Genomic DNA, 16,173 nt, shown 5'->3' on the forward strand with positions numbered 1-16,173 from the left:
GGGGCGGTCAGCCCGCAGCCCGTTGTCGTGCGTCGCCCGGCGCCGCCGTTGCGCAAGGGCTCGTGATCTCCGGCGGGGTCGCGCCGGGGCGGAGCGGGACGACCAGCCGGCACACCAATCCCTCTGGACGCCAGTCGAAGGAGGCGCGCCCACCGAGCTGGCTTTCCACACTGGCCATCAGGCTGCGCGTGCCGAAGCCGCGCGAGGTCGGTGCGCGCACCAAGGGACCGCCGGTTTCAATCCAGATCAGATCCAGGCGCTCATCCTCGATGGTCCATTTGACCGAGAGATGTCCGGAGCGGACCGACAGCGCGCCGTATTTGGCCGAGTTTGTCACCAGCTCGTGCAGCGCCAACGCCAGCGTCTGTGCGGTCGCAGGCTCGAGTTGCAGCTCGGCACCGTCAAAGGCGACCTGGCCGCCCGGTGCATAGGGTGCAAGTTCTTCGGCCACCAACCTGCTTATCTTCGCACCTTCCCAGCTTGATAGCGAGAGGATGGTGTGAACGCGGGCCAGTGCGCTGATGCGCCCCTCTACCGCGTTGACATAGGTCTTCACGCTGTCCGCCTTGGTGAGCCGCACGATCGACTGGGCCAAGGTCAGCGCATTCTTGGCACGATGATCGACCTCGCGAGTCAGCAGGTTCTGTCGTTCCTCGGCGCGCTTGCGCTCGGTGATGTCGATCGTGACCCCGCTGACGCGGATCACGCGGCCAGTCCTGTCGGTGGTCGCCGCGGCCGTTCCAACGCACCACCGCTCTTCGCCATCGGGCCGGTTGATCCGGAACTCAGCCTCATACGAAGCCGTGCCACGGCTGAATTCCGCGACCACCTGGCGGGCGCGCTCGGCATCCTCCCGGTGCAGCAGCGCCATGATGTTCACGGTGTTCAGCTCGAAGTTCTGCGGCGTGACGCCGAAGATGCGGTACTGGCCCTCGTCCCACATCCAGTCGCCATTGACACCGTCCCAGTCCCATGAGCCCATCCGGCCGGCCGCGATCGCCATGCTCCGACGCTGCTCGCTCTCGACGAGCTTTGCTGTTGATCGCTCAAGCTCGGCCGTGCGAGCCCGTACCCGGTCCTCCAGCTCAAGGTTCAGATGTTCGAGCTCGCGTGTCTTGCGATAGAGCTCGGCAAAGACCTTGATTTTGGCGCGCAGCACCTCCGGCACGACGGGAACCGGCACGTAGTCGACGGCGCCCATCTCATAGCCACGCAGGCGATCGAAGTCGCTTACCTGGATGGCGGAGATGAAGATGATCGCAATCTTCTGGAACCTCGGATGCTCACGGATCATTTGCGCCAGCTCGAAACCGTCGAGCTCAGGCATGCAGACGTCGACGAGGATCACGGCGATCTCGTTCTTCAACAGAATTTCGAGCGCCTCGCGACCAGAGGTGGCGACTACGAGGTTTTCGCCGAGTTCCTTCAGGATGACCTCGTAGGCCAGCAGCTTCGCGGGCTGATCGTCGACCAGGAGGATGTTGACCTTCGCATGTTCCATCATGATGAGCCGTTCAGCGGTGCAGCCACATGCGAATCGCAAGAAGCAGCTGCTCGGTGTTGACGGGTTTTGCCAGATAATCGGAGGCGCCAGCCTCGAGACACTTTTCGCGGTCTCCCTTCATGGCTTTCGCGGTCAACGCGATGATGGGGAGCCGGACGAAGGCGGGGTTTTGCCTGATGACGCCGATTGTCTGATAACCATCCATCTGCGGCATCATGATGTCCATGAGGACGATCGCGATTGCAGGATTGCTCTGCACCAGGTCGATCGCTTCGCTGCCGGTGGTCGCCGTCAGCACTTTCATGCCGCGGCGTTCCAGCACGCTGGAGAGAGCAAAGATGTTGCGGGCGTCGTCGTCGACCAGCAGCACCGTCTTGCCGATCAGATCCTCGTCGGAACTGTTCAGCTTCTCGAGCATGCGCTGCTTCTCGAGCGGCAGTTCCGTAATCACGCGGTGCAGGAACAACGACGTCTCGTCGAGCAGCCGCTCCGGCGATTCGACGCCCTTGACGACGATGCTCCGCGCCATCGTATGCAGTTCCGCATCCTCCTCGGCCGACAATTCCCGCCCGGTGAAGACGACCACCGGAACGCTCGACAAGAATTCGTCGGAGCGCAATTGATCGAGGACGTCGAACCCGCTCATGTCGGGCAGCCGCAGATCGAGAACCACGCAATCGCACGGGGCGCTACGCAGCGTATCGAGCGCCGCAGCTCCCGTATCCGCCGCGATGATCTCGATGTCGTCGTGATCCAACAGCTGGCGGATGCTGAGCTGCTCGGCCGCGTTGTCCTCGACGATCAGCAGCCGCTTGCGTCGCGGCTTGGCGTATTCCTTGATCTGCGACAGGGCCGCGCTGACGCCTTCTGTTGTCGTGGGCTTGCTGACAAAGGAGAAGGCGCCACGCGCCAAAGCGTGCTGGCGATCTTCGTCGAGCGTGATGATCTGCACCGGGATGTGCCGCGTCAGCGGATTATGCTTGAGCTGGCTCAGAACGGTCCAGCCGAGCATATCCGGCAGGAAGACGTCCAGAGAGATCGCGGCTGGTTGATACTGCTTGGCGAGATCCAGCGCTTCGGCGCCGCGGCCGGCGATCAGGACCTTGAAGCCCTTATCGCGCGCGAGGTCGATCAGGACGCGCGCGTAGTGTGGATCGTCCTCGACCACGAGCAGGATCGTATCGCCGGGTTCGAGATCGAGACGATCGTCCGGCGGCGGCTCGATCCCGCGCTCCGGCGCGGCCGCTTGCTGCAGGGCTGGAGGTTGAACGTAGGGAACGGGCGATGCGGGACTGACGCGCGGCGTCGTTGCGGGACCTGAATATTTGAGCGGCAGATAGAGCGTGAAGGTGCTGCCTTTGCCGGGGGCGCTCTTGAGATGGATCTCGCCGCCCAGGAGGTTGGCGAGCTCGCGGCTGATCGCGAGCCCGAGACCGGTGCCGCCATATTTGCGGCTCGTGCCGGCATCCGCCTGCTGGAACGCCTCGAAGATCAGCTTCTGCTTGTCTTGCGGAATGCCGATGCCGGTGTCCGAGACCTCGAACGCGATCACGGCCGGCGCAGTGTTGAGCACCGGATGTTCTGCGCTCCATCCGCCGAGCGCCGCAGACACCTTCAAGCGCACCCCTCCTTCGGCGGTGAACTTGAAGGCGTTCGAAAGCAGGTTCTTCAGCACCTGCTGCAAGCGCTTGGAATCCGTGACGATGCTGCGGGCCAGGTTCGGGTCGACGTCGATGTTGAAGGCGAGCAGGCGGTTTTCTGCCTCGTGGCGGAACGGACGTCCCACGGTATCCAGGAGGTTGGTGGTGAGGATCTCCTCGGCATCGACCGTCACGGTGCCGGACTCGATCTTGGAGAGATCGAGGATGTCGCTGATCAGATTGAGCAGATCGGTGCCGGCGCCATGGATGGTGCGGGCGAACTCGACCTGCTTGAGAGTGAGATTGCCGTCCGGATTCTCGGTCAGCTGCTGGCCGAGGATCAGGATGCTGTTGAGCGGCGTGCGCAGCTCGTGCGACATGTTGGCGAGGAACTCGGACTTGTACTTGGATGTCAGCGCGAGTTCGGTCGCCTTTTCCTCGAGCGCGCGGCGGGCCTGCTCGATCTCCTGGTTCTTGCGCTCGACCTCGACGTTGCGCTCGGCGAGCTGTTGCGCCTTCTGCTCGAGCTGTTCGTTGGTCTGCTGCAGCTCGCGCTGCTGGGTCTGAAGCTCCGCGGCGAGCTGCTGCGACTGCTTCAACAGTCCCTCGGTCTGCATCGTGGCTTCGATCGAATTGAGCACGATGCCGATGGAGTCGGTGAGCTGCTCGAGGAACGTCATCTGCGACGTCGTGAATGGGCTGAGCGACGCCAGCTCGATCACCGCCTTGACCTGGTTCTCGAACAACACCGGCAGCACCACGAGGTTCTTCGGGACGGCGCGGAGCAGGGCGGAGCCCACGGGGATGACGTCGGCTGGGATCTCCGAGACCAGCCGCTGGCGTTTGTCGATCGCGCATTGCCCGATGAGGCCCTCGCCGAACTGGACATGCGTCCGGTGAGGATAGATGCCGTCATCGGCGTATGAGGCGAGCAGGCGCAGCTGTGGCGCGGACTCAGTCTCGACCTGATAGATCACACCGCGATGGGCGTTCACCAGCGGCGTCAGCTCGGTCAGCAGCAGGCGGCCGACGGTGGTCAGGTCGCGCTGGCCCTGCAGCATGTTGGTGAACTTGGCGAGGTTCGTCTTGAGCCAATCCTGCTCGGTGTTGAGGTCGGTGGTGAGCCTCAGATTGGTGATCATCGTATTGATGTTGTCTTTGAGCTCGGCCACCTCGCCGCGGGCATCGACCTGGATGGAGCGGGTGAGATCGCCCTTGGTCACGGCCGTCGCGACCTCGGCGATAGCGCGCACCTGGGACGTCAGATTGGCCGCGAGCAGGTTGACGTTGCCGGTCAGGTCCTTCCACGTGCCGGCCGCGCCGGGCACGTTGGCCTGACCGCCGAGCCTGCCCTCGACGCCGACCTCGCGGGCCACGCTCGTCACCTGGTCGGCGAAGGTCGCCAGCGTCTCCGTCATGTTGTTGATGGTGTCGGCGAGCGCTGCGACCTCGCCCTTCGATTTGACCGTGAGATTCTGCTTGAGATCGCCGTTGGCGACGGCGGTCACGACCTTGACGATGCCGCGGACCTGCTCGGTCAGGTTCGCGGCCATGAAGTTCACGGTATCGGTGAGGTCTTTCCAGGTGCCGGCAACGCCCGGCACCTGCGCCTGTCCGCCGAGCTTGCCTTCGGTGCCGACCTCGCGCGCCACGCGCGTCACCTCGCCGGCGAAGGCGTTGAGCTGATCGACCATGGTGTTGATGGTGTTCTTCAGCTCCAGGATTTCGCCCTTCACGTCGACGGTGATCTTGCGCGACAGGTCGCCACGGGCCACCGCGGTGGTGACCTCTGCGATGTTGCGGACCTGCGTGGTCAGATTGGCCGCGAGCAGGTTGACGTTGTCGGTCAGATCCTTCCAGGTGCCGCCGACGCCGGGCACGACGGCCTGGCCGCCGAGCCGGCCCTCGGTGCCGACCTCGCGCGCGACGCGCGTCACTTCGGCCGCGAACGAGCGCAACTGCTCCACCATCGTGTTCAGGGTGTCCTTGAGCAGCAGGATTTCGCCGCGCACGTCGACCGTGATCTTCTTCGATAGGTCGCCGCCGGCGATGGCGGTCGCGACCTCGGCGATGTTGCGGACCTGCGCGGTCAGGTTCGAGGCCATGAAGTTGACGCTGTCGGTGAGGTCCTTCCAGGTACCAGCGACTTCGGGCACCTCGGCCTGGCCGCCGAGCTTGCCTTCGGTGCCGACCTCACGGGCGACGCGCGTCACTTCGGACGCGAAGGCGTTGAGCTGGTCCACCATCGTGTTGATGGTGTTTTTCAGCTCGAGGATTTCGCCCTTCACGTCCACGGTGATCTTGCGGGAGAGGTCACCGCGCGCCACGGCCGTGGTCACCTCGGCGATGTTGCGGACCTGGGCCGTCAGATTGCCGGCCATCGAGTTGACGCTGTCGGTGAGATCCTTCCAGGTGCCGGCGACGCCGGGGACGTTGGCCTGGCCGCCGAGCCGGCCCTCGGTGCCGACCTCGCGCGCCACGCGCGTCACCTCGCCCGCGAAGCGGTTGAGCTGATCCACCATCGTGTTCAGCGTCTCCTTGAGGCTCAGGATCTCGCCGCGGACGTCCACCGTGATCTTGCGCGACAGGTCGCCGCCGGCGATGGCGGTTGCGACCTCGGCGATGTTGCGCACTTGGGCGGTCAGATTGCCGGCCATCGAGTTGACGCTGTCGGTGAGGTCCTTCCAGGTGCCGGCGACGCCGGGCACCTCGGCCTGGCCGCCGAGCTTGCCGTCGGTGCCGACCTCGCGCGCCACGCGGGTGACTTCGCCAGCAAAGGCGTTGAGCTGGTCGACCATCGTGTTCAGCGTCTCCTTCAGTTGAAGGATCTCGCCGGAGACGTTGACCGTGATCTTCTTCGACAGGTCGCCCTTGGCGACGGCGGTGGCAACCTCCGCGATGTTGCGGACCTGGCCGGTCAGGTTCGAGGCCATCGAGTTGACGCTGTCGGTGAGGTCTTTCCAGGTGCCGGCGACTCCACGCACCATGGCCTGGCCGCCGAGCTTGCCCTCGGTGCCGACCTCGCGCGCCACGCGCGTCACCTCGCCGGCGAAGGCGTTGAGCTGGTCGACCATCGTGTTGATGGTGTCCTTCAGCTCCAGGATCTCGCCGCGCACATCGACGGTGATCTTCTTGGACAGGTCGCCATTGGCGACGGCGGTCGTCACCTCCGCGATGTTGCGGACCTGCGCCGTCAGGTTCGACGCCATCGAGTTGACGCTCTCGGTGAGATCCTTCCAGGTGCCGGCAACGCCGAGCACGTTGGCCTGGCCGCCGAGCCGACCGTCGGTGCCGACCTCGCGGGCGACGCGCGTGACCTCGCCGGCGAACGCGTTGAGCTGGTCGACCATCGTGTTCAGCGTTTCCTTCAGCTGAAGGATCTCGCCGGAGACGTTGACCGTGATCTTCTTTGATAGATCGCCGCTGGCGATGGCGGTCGCGACGTCGGCGATGTTGCGGACCTGGGCCGTCAGGTTCGACGCCATGAAGTTCACGTTGTCGGTGAGATCCTTCCAGGTGCCGGCAACGCCCGGCACCTGCGCCTGGCCGCCGAGCTTGCCCTCGGTGCCGACCTCGCGCGCCACGCGCGTCACCTCGGAGGCGAAGGCGTTGAGCTGGTCGACCATCGTGTTGATGGTGTCCTTCAGCTCCAAGATCTCGCCACGCACGTCGACCGTGATCTTGCGTGACAGGTCGCCGCGGGCGACCGCAGTGGTGACGTTGGCAATGTTGCGGACCTGAGCGGTGAGGTTGCCGCACATCGCGTTGACGGAGTCGGTGAGGTCCTTCCAGGTGCCGGCAACGCCGGGAACGATCGCCTGGCCGCCGAGCTTGCCGTCGGTGCCGACCTCGCGCGCCACGCGCGTCACCTCAGAGGCGAACGAGCGCAACTGATCGACCATCGTGTTGATGGCTTCCTTCAGCTGCAGGATCTCGCCGCGCACGTCGACGGTGATCTTCTTCGACAGGTCGCCATTGGCCACCGCGATCGTCACCTCCGCGATGTTGCGGACCTGGCCGGTGAGGTTGTTGGCCATCGAGTTGACGCTCTCGGTCAGGTCCTTCCAGACGCCCGTGACCTCGGGAACCTGGGCCTGGCCGCCGAGCTTGCCCTCGGTGCCGACCTCGCGCGCCACGCGCGTCACCTCGGAGGTGAAGACGCTGAGCTGCTTGATCATCGTGTTGACGATGGTCGCCGACTGCAGGAACTCGCCGCCCAGAGGCCGCCCATCGACGTCCAGCTTCACGGTCTGCAGGAGGTCGCCTTGGGCCACGGCGGCGACCGCGCGCGTCACCTCGCGGGTGGGCCATAGAAGATCGTCGATCAACGTGTTGATCGAGCTCTCCATGTCCGCCCAGGAGCCGCTGGCAATGCCGAATCGCACGCGCTGGCGCGTCTTTCCCTCCCGTCCCACGACCTGGCCGACGCGTTCGAGCTGCTGCGCCATCCGCTCGTTGGCTGCAATGATCTCGTTGAACGTGTCGGCGATCTTGCCGTCAATGCCGAGATAGTCGCCGCTCATGCGCACGGAGAAATCTCCGGAACGCATCGCCTGGAGGACACGGAGCAGATCCTGGCTGGCATCGGCCGCCTCGGCTCCGTTGCCTTGGCGACCAAACCCTTGGCGCAGGGGCATCGGACCGGCAGCAGAATCGACATCGCTCATCAAGTTCCCCCGTGGCAGACCGCCTGCCAGCAAGAATCCGAAATTCGTATAGCCGGCGGTATACAAGCCGCCGCAACTATCCAAATCAAGCCGGGACGCCGATTTCTCAGGCTTATGGAACCGGCTTCTGCTGGCACAAGCACCTCAACTCCCCTCCAGCAAAAGGGTTCCAAAGGATTTAACTGCCAACGAGGACGGCCATTTCCATGGAACAACGAAGAGAAGAGACGCCGTCGGAGAACCGCGGGTCGAGATCGGTAGCTCAGTCGCCGCGATGGCCTCCGAAGGCACGACGGGGAATGGTGCGGGAGACAGGAGGAGGTCGGATGGCGCTGCAATGCGCGCCATGTTCCATCGAGCGCAGGGCGAATATTAATATCATGTAACAGAGTTGCACCGCTCCGCCGCGTCTACCAACTCATTGGGATGAAACAATCAGATCTTTTCAGAGAGAACGCAGACAACTGTCTTCAGCTCGCGGAGCGCGCCGACGGAGAGCCGGCGTTCCGGCGCTATCAACGGATGGCCCAGGGCTGGAACGCCCTCGCCCTCCAGCAGGATTGGCTCGATGGCGAGATTGCGCCGCTCGGAGAGCCCCGGACTGCGCTGCCCAAGTAACAAATCCGAATGGAGGAGCGTCACATGACAGCCCGCACCGTTCTCATTGCACTGCTGACGGCCTTCGGCCTGGCATCGGCCGTCGCCGCGTTCACGACGATCCGCCAGGTGCATACGGAAGCGTATTCGCTGCCGCAGCCCATCACCCGCATCTGAACCAGCGGCAGCATCAAAGCTGCCGATCCGCCCGAGGATCCATAGACCTGTCCATCGGCGTAGCTCGCATTTGCAGCCGCCAATTGTACATGGATCGATCCGAGCTCCGCCGGTACGGCCCAGCGGGGTCTGGCCGCCGCGCGTCCAGCGTCTCCATTTCAGCTCCGCCGGAGACCTGAAGCGGGGTCCAGGTCGGCCGGGAGCGACGGCGTTACGAGTACCCTTCGGCCCGGCTGCTTGGCCAACGACTTTACGTAGTTCATTGGCTGATCCCGGCTTGAGGTGAGGGCAGGCGGCCTTGATGATCCAGAACGGGGCATGAATGTCGGCCTTCATGGTTGCATCGAAATCTTCGGACGAGACGTCCCGGATCGACGGACGCGTCTGCTGCCGCTCGACGTTGTCGGCGGACGATGTCGAGTCCGCCGAGCGCTTCGATGGCCTGTTGCACCAGCCGCCGGCAGAACTCCTCGTCGCGCAGGTCGCCAGTGATGGCGACGGCCTTCCGCCCCCCCCCCCGCCCGGATCAGGGCGATGACCTCCTGCGCATCCGGCTCTTCGGTTGGGTCGTCGCTCGTGGCGACGTCGGCGCGTTTCGGCGACGGCGGCAGTGCGTCCCATGCAGCAGTCGCTCCCCGGTGATCAGCGCCTTGCGCCGGCGAGGGCCTCCGAACTGCGCTGAGCCGGGTGACGCGGTCGATTCTGCGACGTGTTGGCTCAAGGAGGGAACGAACAGGCGTAGCCGGCGTCGTTACGGCGCGAACCGCGGCCGCGTCGGCGCTACCCAGCTCGGCGCGCTTGGATCACCGACAGAAGGAGCTATCCGATGACGCAGCCAAGCCAAGGCATTGTCAGGACTGAACGCGGCGAGGACCAGCCCGCCGACAAGGAGCGTGCGCAGCGGGTGCATCAGACTACATCGCCGGATGCGCCCTCGCGCGAGGCGACGCGGCATCCTTCTCAGGATCGCAAGCAACACAGCGGAGACTTGGATTCGGACTGAGCGTCCGGCGGGACTTGAGAACAGCCGGTGACGGTCGAACGTTGCCGATCCATTGGCATGGGAGGATCACATGACATCGATGCTCGATGAACGCGAATATGGCAACCTGATTGGAAGCGACAAGGTCGAAGGCTCGGCCGTCTATGGCGCCGACGACACCAAGATCGGCACCATCGAACGCGTGATGATCGACAAGCTGAGCGGGCGGGTCTCGTATGCCGTCCTGGGCTTCGGCGGTTTCCTCGGGCTTGGCAATGACCACTACCCGTTGCCCTGGCAATCCCTGAAGTACGACACGCGACTCGGCGGCTACGTTACCGGCGTGACCGAGAATCAGCTGCGAGGTGCGCCGAAATATTCCGACGAGCGTGAGTGGGACTGGGGCGATGCCGGAGCGGGGCGCAAGGTCGACGACTATTACGGCGTCCAACTCGCTTAGGACCGCCGAACCCGTTCATTGCGCTGTCCAGGCCGTTGACGAACCTCGCACGTCGCGGCCATGTCAGCGCTCCCCGATGAAATCTCAGGCGGCCGGCGGCTGAGCGCTGTTTTCGGCCGCCGATCCAGCCATCATGCTGCGGCGGCTCGACAGCCAGATCGGAATCTCGCGGTAGCAGGTGCCTTTTTCATTCATCTCTGCGACCGTCCACCGGCTCGGATGCCGTTCCTTGCCGACGAAGACCCAGTCGTCGGCGGCAGGTGGCGGCTCATTCGGCCTCGTCCTCAGCCATGCCGAACGGGCTCCTTTCGGCAAGCGATCCTGCTTCATCTGATAGAGATCATATACTGGTGAACGCATGACGCTACTCGTCCTCAAGCAACCGCAATTCTCAACACCCTCAGCGTGTCGCGTGGTCGCGGCGGAATTGTGGGAGCGACGCGGCCAGGCTGTGCAAAAGCACGATCAAGCCTGTGATGGACGGTCTCTTCCATATTCTTCGCATGACACGCGTATCGCTGCGAAAAAGGCGACGCGCGGGGCCGTTCAATAACCCCGCGAGCCGGGACCGGCGCCGATTGCGTCCGGCAATGAAGAGTACCAGCCCGCGACCGGCGGACTGATCAAATCAGAAGAAAGCGTAGCTGAGATCGAGACCGTAGGTGGCGTGGAGAATGAAGCCAAACGCCGTGGCGCCGCAGAGCATCAGGATCGTGCGCAGCTTCTCGGAGTCGATACGAGTCTCTTCGAGATGGGTCGGGAGAGCCTTGATGAGTGTTGTCATTGTGGGACCTCTGTACGCGAAACGAAGACGGAGAGTGAGTTATGAAAAGTATATCTGAGGTTGTTAGATCCCGTTCTGGGGAGGTGGTTTTTGTAGAGTCCCAGAAGAGTTCTAATTGTGAAAGAGGAACCCAGCATCGTGCAGTTTTTGGGGCAAAGTTGCGGAAAGTAAATGATCAGTAAATTAAATCTGAGGTTGATATTAGTTGCGTACAGTATTGTTGCACGTCTTGGCTGCTGAAAGAAGTTGCCAAGTTGCGGCGACGCGGCGCCGCACGTTTTTAAGCTTAATTCCATCGGGGAAGCGGTTTGAGTGTTCTCAGCCTGTGCGGCCCGCTGCCGATGAGCAGTGTCCGAGCCACGACGCCAATGCGGTTGCAAAAGCAACTCGAAGTATAGAGGCGGCTCACCTCGACCTCGGCCAATTTGTGACGCGGCGTTAACGGCTATGGCAATGTCGCCACTCGCTCGCCGGCTTCTTTAGCATGACTGGTATCATGTGAGTGGTGACGACGGAAGCCGTTCGCTGAAATCTCGCAGGTGGGTGTGCTCATCAAACAACAGCCGCATAATCATCGAGCAGGGATCGCACGGGCGTCTCGTGTCGAGCCCAGTTGAGGCGCCAGCGTGATGGGCAGTTCGTGGATGATGATGGAGGAAGCGCGCGTGGCATGCCCGCCCTCCGGTGACGGCCTGGACGGATGCTGCGCGTTCCGATCACCGGTCCCATCTCAGTACCGGGATGTCCCGACCGGCCGCCAATCCTCCTGATGCGGATCGGATGACGCCGCAGGCGAATGGGCGCCGGGCCGCGCCCGCGATCCTCCAGCATCCCGCGTGATGGGCCCCTGAGGTGGGTGCGGCAATTCGGATACACCAACCATCAACGGTATTTTCGTGTGTTTCTGCACGTTGCAATTCATTTGGCGGTATGTCAGCAGGTAACTTGTTAGGGCGAACGGCCCGCCCGGGCTGCCAGCATGACGCGTGCAAAGGTTTTAGAGTACCGTTCGGACATCGATTGGCTGCGCGCCGTCGCCGTGATTTCGGTCATTGGATTTCATTACGAGTTGCCAGGCTTTGGCGGGGGGGTTGTCGGGGTCGATATCTTCTTCGTCATCTCCGGCTATGTGATCTCCCGTCTCATCTGGACCGGCATTCAATCCAATTCCTTTTCGTTCATCGCCTTCTACGAACGAAGGGCGCGGCGCCTGCTTCCGGCGCTCTATCTGATGATCGTCGTCACCGGGCTGGTCGCGTGGTTCTTGGCGCCTCCTGGCGACTACCGGATGTTCTTCGGAAGCGCGATCTCCACGGTTCTGTTTTCGTCAAACGTCTTCTTCTGGTCGCAGACCGGCTATTTCGATCTGCCAACGATCGGGAAGATTCTGATCCACACCTGGTCATTGTCGGTGGAGGAGCAGTTCTATTTCCTGTTTCCGGTCGTGACATGGCTCTGGAGCCGGCTGTTTCCCGACCCAACGTCGAAGCCGTCACTCGGGCTGGTCATCCTCGGAACGGTCGCGCTGTGTGTGCTCGACGAGCTTTGGATCAAGCAATCGCCCTCGACCGCCTTCTACATCGCCCCGCTGCGGGCCTGGGAGTTCTTGATCGGAAGCATTGCGTTTTTCCTGCATCGATGGTCACCGGTCAGAGGCGAGACGCGCCTGGCCTTCGCGGCCTTGGGCTTGGTCTCCATGCTGCTCGCCGTGGTCACCTTCCGCGCAGAGACCCGCTTCCCGGGATTGCACGCGCTGATCCCCTGTGTCGGTGCTTCGGTCTACATCGTCGCGTTCAATCAGGAGGAGGGCAGACCCGGGCTGCCATTCAGCGAGATCGGAGCATTCCTCGGTCGTCTGTCCTATTCGCTCTATCTTTGGCACTGGCCGGTTTTCGTCCTCGGCAGGGCCGCGCTGCCGCTGGATGTTGCGACCTCAGCCGCCGCTACGGCTGGACTCCTACTGTGCTCGCTGCTGCTGGCCTATTTCTCCTATGTCATCGTCGAGCGGCCGGCGCGCGCGCGAACCGTGTGGGTCGGCGTGCGTGGCTCACCGGTGATCGCGGGCGTTGCCGCCGTCCTGGTTGCGGTCGGAGTTCACGGCGTCGCGCATGACGGCTACGCCGATCGCTTCCCGCAATCACAGGCGCGAATGCTCCGGTACGATTCCCGGACGATGGAGCCGTTCTATCGGGCGCATAGCTGCTTCTTGCAGCCCGATGAGCCGGCATCGGCCTACGATTTCGAGGCGTGCCTGAAGCCGGCTGCAAACAAGCGCAACATTCTGCTCGCCGGCGACAGCCTTGCCGCGCATTATGCCTGGGCGTTGCGCAGCTACCTATCGTCCGATGCCTACCATCTTCTGCAGCTCACGTCAGGGGGCTGCCCGCCGTTTGTCGAGCTCAAGCTGCGCAACTCGCGAAACTGTAACGACGTCAATCAGCTGCTACGCGATCAGATCAGGGCGCACCGCTTTGACGCCATCATTCTTTCCGGCAATTGGCGCGCCTATCTCGAAACTTATGGCCAGCCCGCCGCACGGCGCGTCGACGGTTATTTGAACGCGCTGCTGGCGGTCGCTCAGGAAACGGGAGTTCCAGTTCTGCTCCTCGGTCCCTCGATCGAGTTTCCAGCTCCCTTGGCGTCGACGTTGTTCAACCATGAGCAGACGCACGTCCCGATCGGCAATTCGCTGATGCCGAAAGATGCGTCGTTCGAGGCGGACGATCGTCTGCGAGAGATCGCCCGCGCGTATCCGCTCGTTCAATACGTTTCCATTCTCGGCACGATTTGCAGCAAGAGGCGTTGTCCGCTGACGATCGACGCGGAAACACCGATCGTTTGGGATACCATCCATTTCACCCCGGAAGGCTCGAGGTTCGTCGTCTCGCAACTCGCTCCGCAACTGGATGCATTCTTGCAGAGACTGGAGCAGCCCTCCGGGGCCGGGACGAACGAGATCCTGGCGGGTGACGGCCCGACGGCAACCCGGAACCCCGCTCCGTCCCGGATTCAATGATGGGAAGCGACCGAGCACGGGACCTGCGGGAGCCATGAACTTCGGCGAGTGTCGTGCGTTCCCCTGCCGTTGATGTCGGACGTTGCCTTCGCGCGGCCGTGAAAGTGGTCCAACGTCATCGGTTTCTCAAGCCGTTCGGGACGACACACATGAATCCGATCATCAAGGCGATGGCAGTGCTTGCGTGCGCCGCCTGCTGGAGCACCGCCGCGACAGCCCAATCGGTGCGCTGGAACACCTACAGGATCCCGGAGACCGGCACCTCGCTCGACATTCCGGTCTCGATCTTCAGGGACACGGCGGGCCAACCCGAGGGCTACGGCCAACGCTTCCAGACTGCCGACGGCCGCGCCAATCTGACCGTGCAGTCGATATCCAACAACGCGCAGGAGTCACCTGCGCGGTTCCTCGCCAGGAAGAACCCGCCGCCGAACATCCAATACAAGCGCGTCACCTCGCGCTTCTTCGCGGTGTCGAGCTATAAGGGCGACTACGTCTGGTACAATCGCTGCAACTTCGTTGGGGGCTATGTGCACTGCGTGCTGATCAACTATCCCCGGGCCTGGGAACGCGATTGGGACGGCATCGTCACCCGTATCAGCCTGTCGCTGAACCGGAGCTGAGCGGGGCGCCTTTAACGAAGTCTTCGGCTGGCGGCTTTGATCCACCTCAATGATGCCGTCGGGCTCCTCTGAATAAGCTTCGGCTTCATTTCAGCCGCCGCTTACAGACGAGCCAGCCCTACATGGCCGCAGCGTCCTTCACCGTACGGGCCCAAAGCGCCAGCGCGATCGCCACCATCAGGTGCCGCAGCGCGCAGGACGCGCTGCTTACGGCCAACGCCTATCTGCGTCTCGGCGCCGCCTGCGTCAGCATTGAAACGCCGGGCGGACAAAGCATGAGCCCGGATCGGCTCGATGCGTTGCTCAACGAGGCCGGTGGGCGCATCGGCTTGTGAAGCCGGACGGTCCAGCGGCCACCAATTTTCCCTGACGTGATCGTGGCGCCTGCGGAGTGGGCTTCTGAGAGCCTGTCCAGGTCAGGACGAGGACGCCTCCATGCGGTCGTCGGGCAGCGCCGTCGGCCACGAGACGTCCGAGATGTAGGGGCCGTACAAAACGTCCTGGCGCCGCTGGTAGATGATCGTGAGGGCGACAACGGCAATGAAACAGATTGCGGTCAAAATGGCCAATTCAAACATGATGCAACTCCATCGCCCCAGACGTGGCGGATGAAGGGCGCCGGCGTCAAATGGAAGCCGGCGTTAAGCTGAAGAGGAAAGCTTAATGCGCGCGGATCATCCTGCGTCGCAGGCTGCAGGCGAACATCTAAAGCAGAACCGCTGGGCCCGCGCGGCGGAATCGCGGATCGCGAGTCCTGCCGTTTGGCGCGTACTACTCAGCGACGGTCGATTGATCGGTATCGAGCTCCGGAAACAATGCCCGGCAGCTCAGGCAATAGGACTCGAAAATGAAGCTCAGCAACGTGGACATCGGTAACCCCCATCAGTCGACGTGATGCTCGGCAACATGCCGGGGGTCTGTTTCAAGACGACTTCGTGCGCCCAGCGAAGTGGTTTCGATCGGAGCCAGGAAAGCTTCGCGGTCATAGGACATGGGCGCGCGCACGCTCCTGAAGATGAAGTTGTTGCAATAGTCCTTCCGCTTCCAGAACCATTCGCCATCGGCGCGCTGATGGATTTCCGGGTCGAAGGCAGACAACGGAAGCAATCTCCCGCGGCTCAGGAATTGGCCCTGATAGCCGAGACCCCGCAGGAACAAGAATGTCTCCTTCACCCTGTCGAGCGTCGCCAGGCGGCGGTCGCACTCGACCACGATCAACGGCCGGCATCGGCGCAAGGTGCGCTCGGCGCCGCGCAGCACGTCGAGTTCGGCGCCCTCGACGTCGATCTTGATCGCAGAGACGTTTCCGGTGTCAGGGAGATAGTCGTCCAGCGACGTCGTCTGCACCTGGATCGCCCTCGAGGTCTCGGCGGGCCGGAGCAGCGAGGCCCCGGGCTGATGCCCCTCGGGAACGAACAGGGTTTTCCTGCTGGAGCACGAATAGACGGCGCGCGGTTCGACCACGACATTGTCGAGCGAGAACCGGGAACAGAGCCGCGCCAATCGCTCGGCAAGATCCGGCTGGGGCTCGAAGGCGACGACCCGCCCCGGCGCCGACCACCGTGCCAGCCAGTAGAGAAAACTGCCCTTGTTGGCGCCGATGTCGCAAACGATGTCGCCGCGCCGGATGTGACGCCGCAACTCGGACAGCTCCGTCTTGTGGTCGCGGAATCGGGACCGCAGGATTCTGACCAGAAACCGGGATGCCTCATGCTTCGCCAAC

At 63.2% G+C, this 16,173-nt stretch carries 12 protein-coding genes and 1 pseudogene; 6 read left to right on the top strand and 7 right to left on the bottom strand.

Annotation, left to right across the window (positions count from 1 at the left end):
- Nucleotides 1-7: 7 nt before the first annotated feature.
- Nucleotides 8-1,501 carry an HWE histidine kinase domain-containing protein gene (locus QX010_RS07640; RefSeq protein WP_316178950.1) on the bottom strand — a complete coding sequence of 498 codons (1,494 nt, stop codon included), beginning with the start codon at nucleotides 1,499-1,501 and terminating at the stop codon, nucleotides 8-10.
- A 13-nt stretch (nucleotides 1,502-1,514) separates the two neighbouring features.
- Nucleotides 1,515-7,694, bottom strand: coding sequence for a HAMP domain-containing protein (locus QX010_RS07645; protein ID WP_315800421.1), 6,180 nt, complete (start codon nucleotides 7,692-7,694; stop codon nucleotides 1,515-1,517).
- A 543-nt stretch (nucleotides 7,695-8,237) separates the two neighbouring features.
- Here QX010_RS07645 and QX010_RS07650 point away from each other — a divergent pair.
- Together QX010_RS07650 and QX010_RS07655 are read left to right on the top strand one after the other, a co-directional pair.
- Nucleotides 8,238-8,429 carry a hypothetical protein gene (locus tag QX010_RS07650; RefSeq protein WP_315799896.1) on the top strand — a complete coding sequence of 64 codons (192 nt, stop codon included), beginning with the start codon at nucleotides 8,238-8,240 and terminating at the stop codon, nucleotides 8,427-8,429.
- Nucleotides 8,430-8,453: 24 nt separating this feature from the next.
- Complete coding sequence (locus QX010_RS07655; RefSeq protein WP_316178652.1) at nucleotides 8,454-8,585, top strand: hypothetical protein; 132 nt, start codon at nucleotides 8,454-8,456, stop codon at nucleotides 8,583-8,585.
- A gap of 14 nt (nucleotides 8,586-8,599) precedes the next feature.
- On the opposite strand, the pseudogene QX010_RS33040 reads toward QX010_RS07655, so the two are convergent.
- Nucleotides 8,600-9,282, bottom strand: a pseudogene (locus QX010_RS33040) (SDR family oxidoreductase); the annotation flags it as partial.
- A 376-nt stretch (nucleotides 9,283-9,658) separates the two neighbouring features.
- On the opposite strand from QX010_RS33040, the gene QX010_RS07660 reads away from it, so the two are divergent.
- Nucleotides 9,659-10,027, top strand: a complete 369-nt coding sequence (locus QX010_RS07660) for a PRC-barrel domain-containing protein (protein WP_316178654.1) — start codon at nucleotides 9,659-9,661, stop codon at nucleotides 10,025-10,027.
- A gap of 84 nt (nucleotides 10,028-10,111) precedes the next feature.
- Here QX010_RS07660 and QX010_RS07665 read toward each other — a convergent pair whose 3' ends face one another.
- Together QX010_RS07665 and QX010_RS07670 are read right to left on the bottom strand one after the other, a co-directional pair.
- Nucleotides 10,112-10,387 (bottom strand): hypothetical protein, encoded by a 276-nt coding sequence (locus tag QX010_RS07665; RefSeq protein ID WP_315799898.1) that lies wholly within the window; start codon nucleotides 10,385-10,387, stop codon nucleotides 10,112-10,114.
- 268 nt (nucleotides 10,388-10,655) lie between these two features.
- Nucleotides 10,656-10,811, bottom strand: coding sequence for a hypothetical protein (locus QX010_RS07670; protein WP_315738062.1), 156 nt, complete (start codon nucleotides 10,809-10,811; stop codon nucleotides 10,656-10,658).
- 979 nt (nucleotides 10,812-11,790) lie between these two features.
- Between QX010_RS07670 and QX010_RS07675 the strand changes: the two genes are divergently transcribed.
- From QX010_RS07675 to QX010_RS07685, 3 genes are all read left to right on the top strand, one after another.
- Complete coding sequence (locus QX010_RS07675) at nucleotides 11,791-13,827, top strand: acyltransferase family protein (protein WP_316178655.1); 2,037 nt, start codon at nucleotides 11,791-11,793, stop codon at nucleotides 13,825-13,827.
- Between the two features lie 149 nt (nucleotides 13,828-13,976).
- Complete coding sequence (locus tag QX010_RS07680; RefSeq protein ID WP_316178657.1) at nucleotides 13,977-14,450, top strand: hypothetical protein; 474 nt, start codon at nucleotides 13,977-13,979, stop codon at nucleotides 14,448-14,450.
- Nucleotides 14,451-14,572: 122 nt separating this feature from the next.
- Nucleotides 14,573-14,785, top strand: a complete 213-nt coding sequence (locus QX010_RS07685; RefSeq protein ID WP_315799901.1) for a hypothetical protein — start codon at nucleotides 14,573-14,575, stop codon at nucleotides 14,783-14,785.
- An 81-nt stretch (nucleotides 14,786-14,866) separates the two neighbouring features.
- Here the strand turns inward: QX010_RS07685 and QX010_RS07690 are convergent, their stop codons facing one another.
- Nucleotides 14,867-15,028 carry a hypothetical protein gene (locus QX010_RS07690; protein ID WP_315799902.1) on the bottom strand — a complete coding sequence of 54 codons (162 nt, stop codon included), beginning with the start codon at nucleotides 15,026-15,028 and terminating at the stop codon, nucleotides 14,867-14,869.
- A gap of 304 nt (nucleotides 15,029-15,332) precedes the next feature.
- The gene (locus QX010_RS07695; RefSeq protein ID WP_316178951.1) at nucleotides 15,333-16,172 is read right to left on the bottom strand and encodes an FkbM family methyltransferase; all 840 of its coding nucleotides are present in this window, start codon (nucleotides 16,170-16,172) and stop codon (nucleotides 15,333-15,335) included.
- Nucleotide 16,173 lies beyond the last annotated feature (1 nt).

Origin of the sequence: Bradyrhizobium sp. SZCCHNRI1009 (assembly GCF_032487575.1) — a bacterium.
Taxonomy (GTDB): domain Bacteria; phylum Pseudomonadota; class Alphaproteobacteria; order Rhizobiales; family Xanthobacteraceae; genus Bradyrhizobium.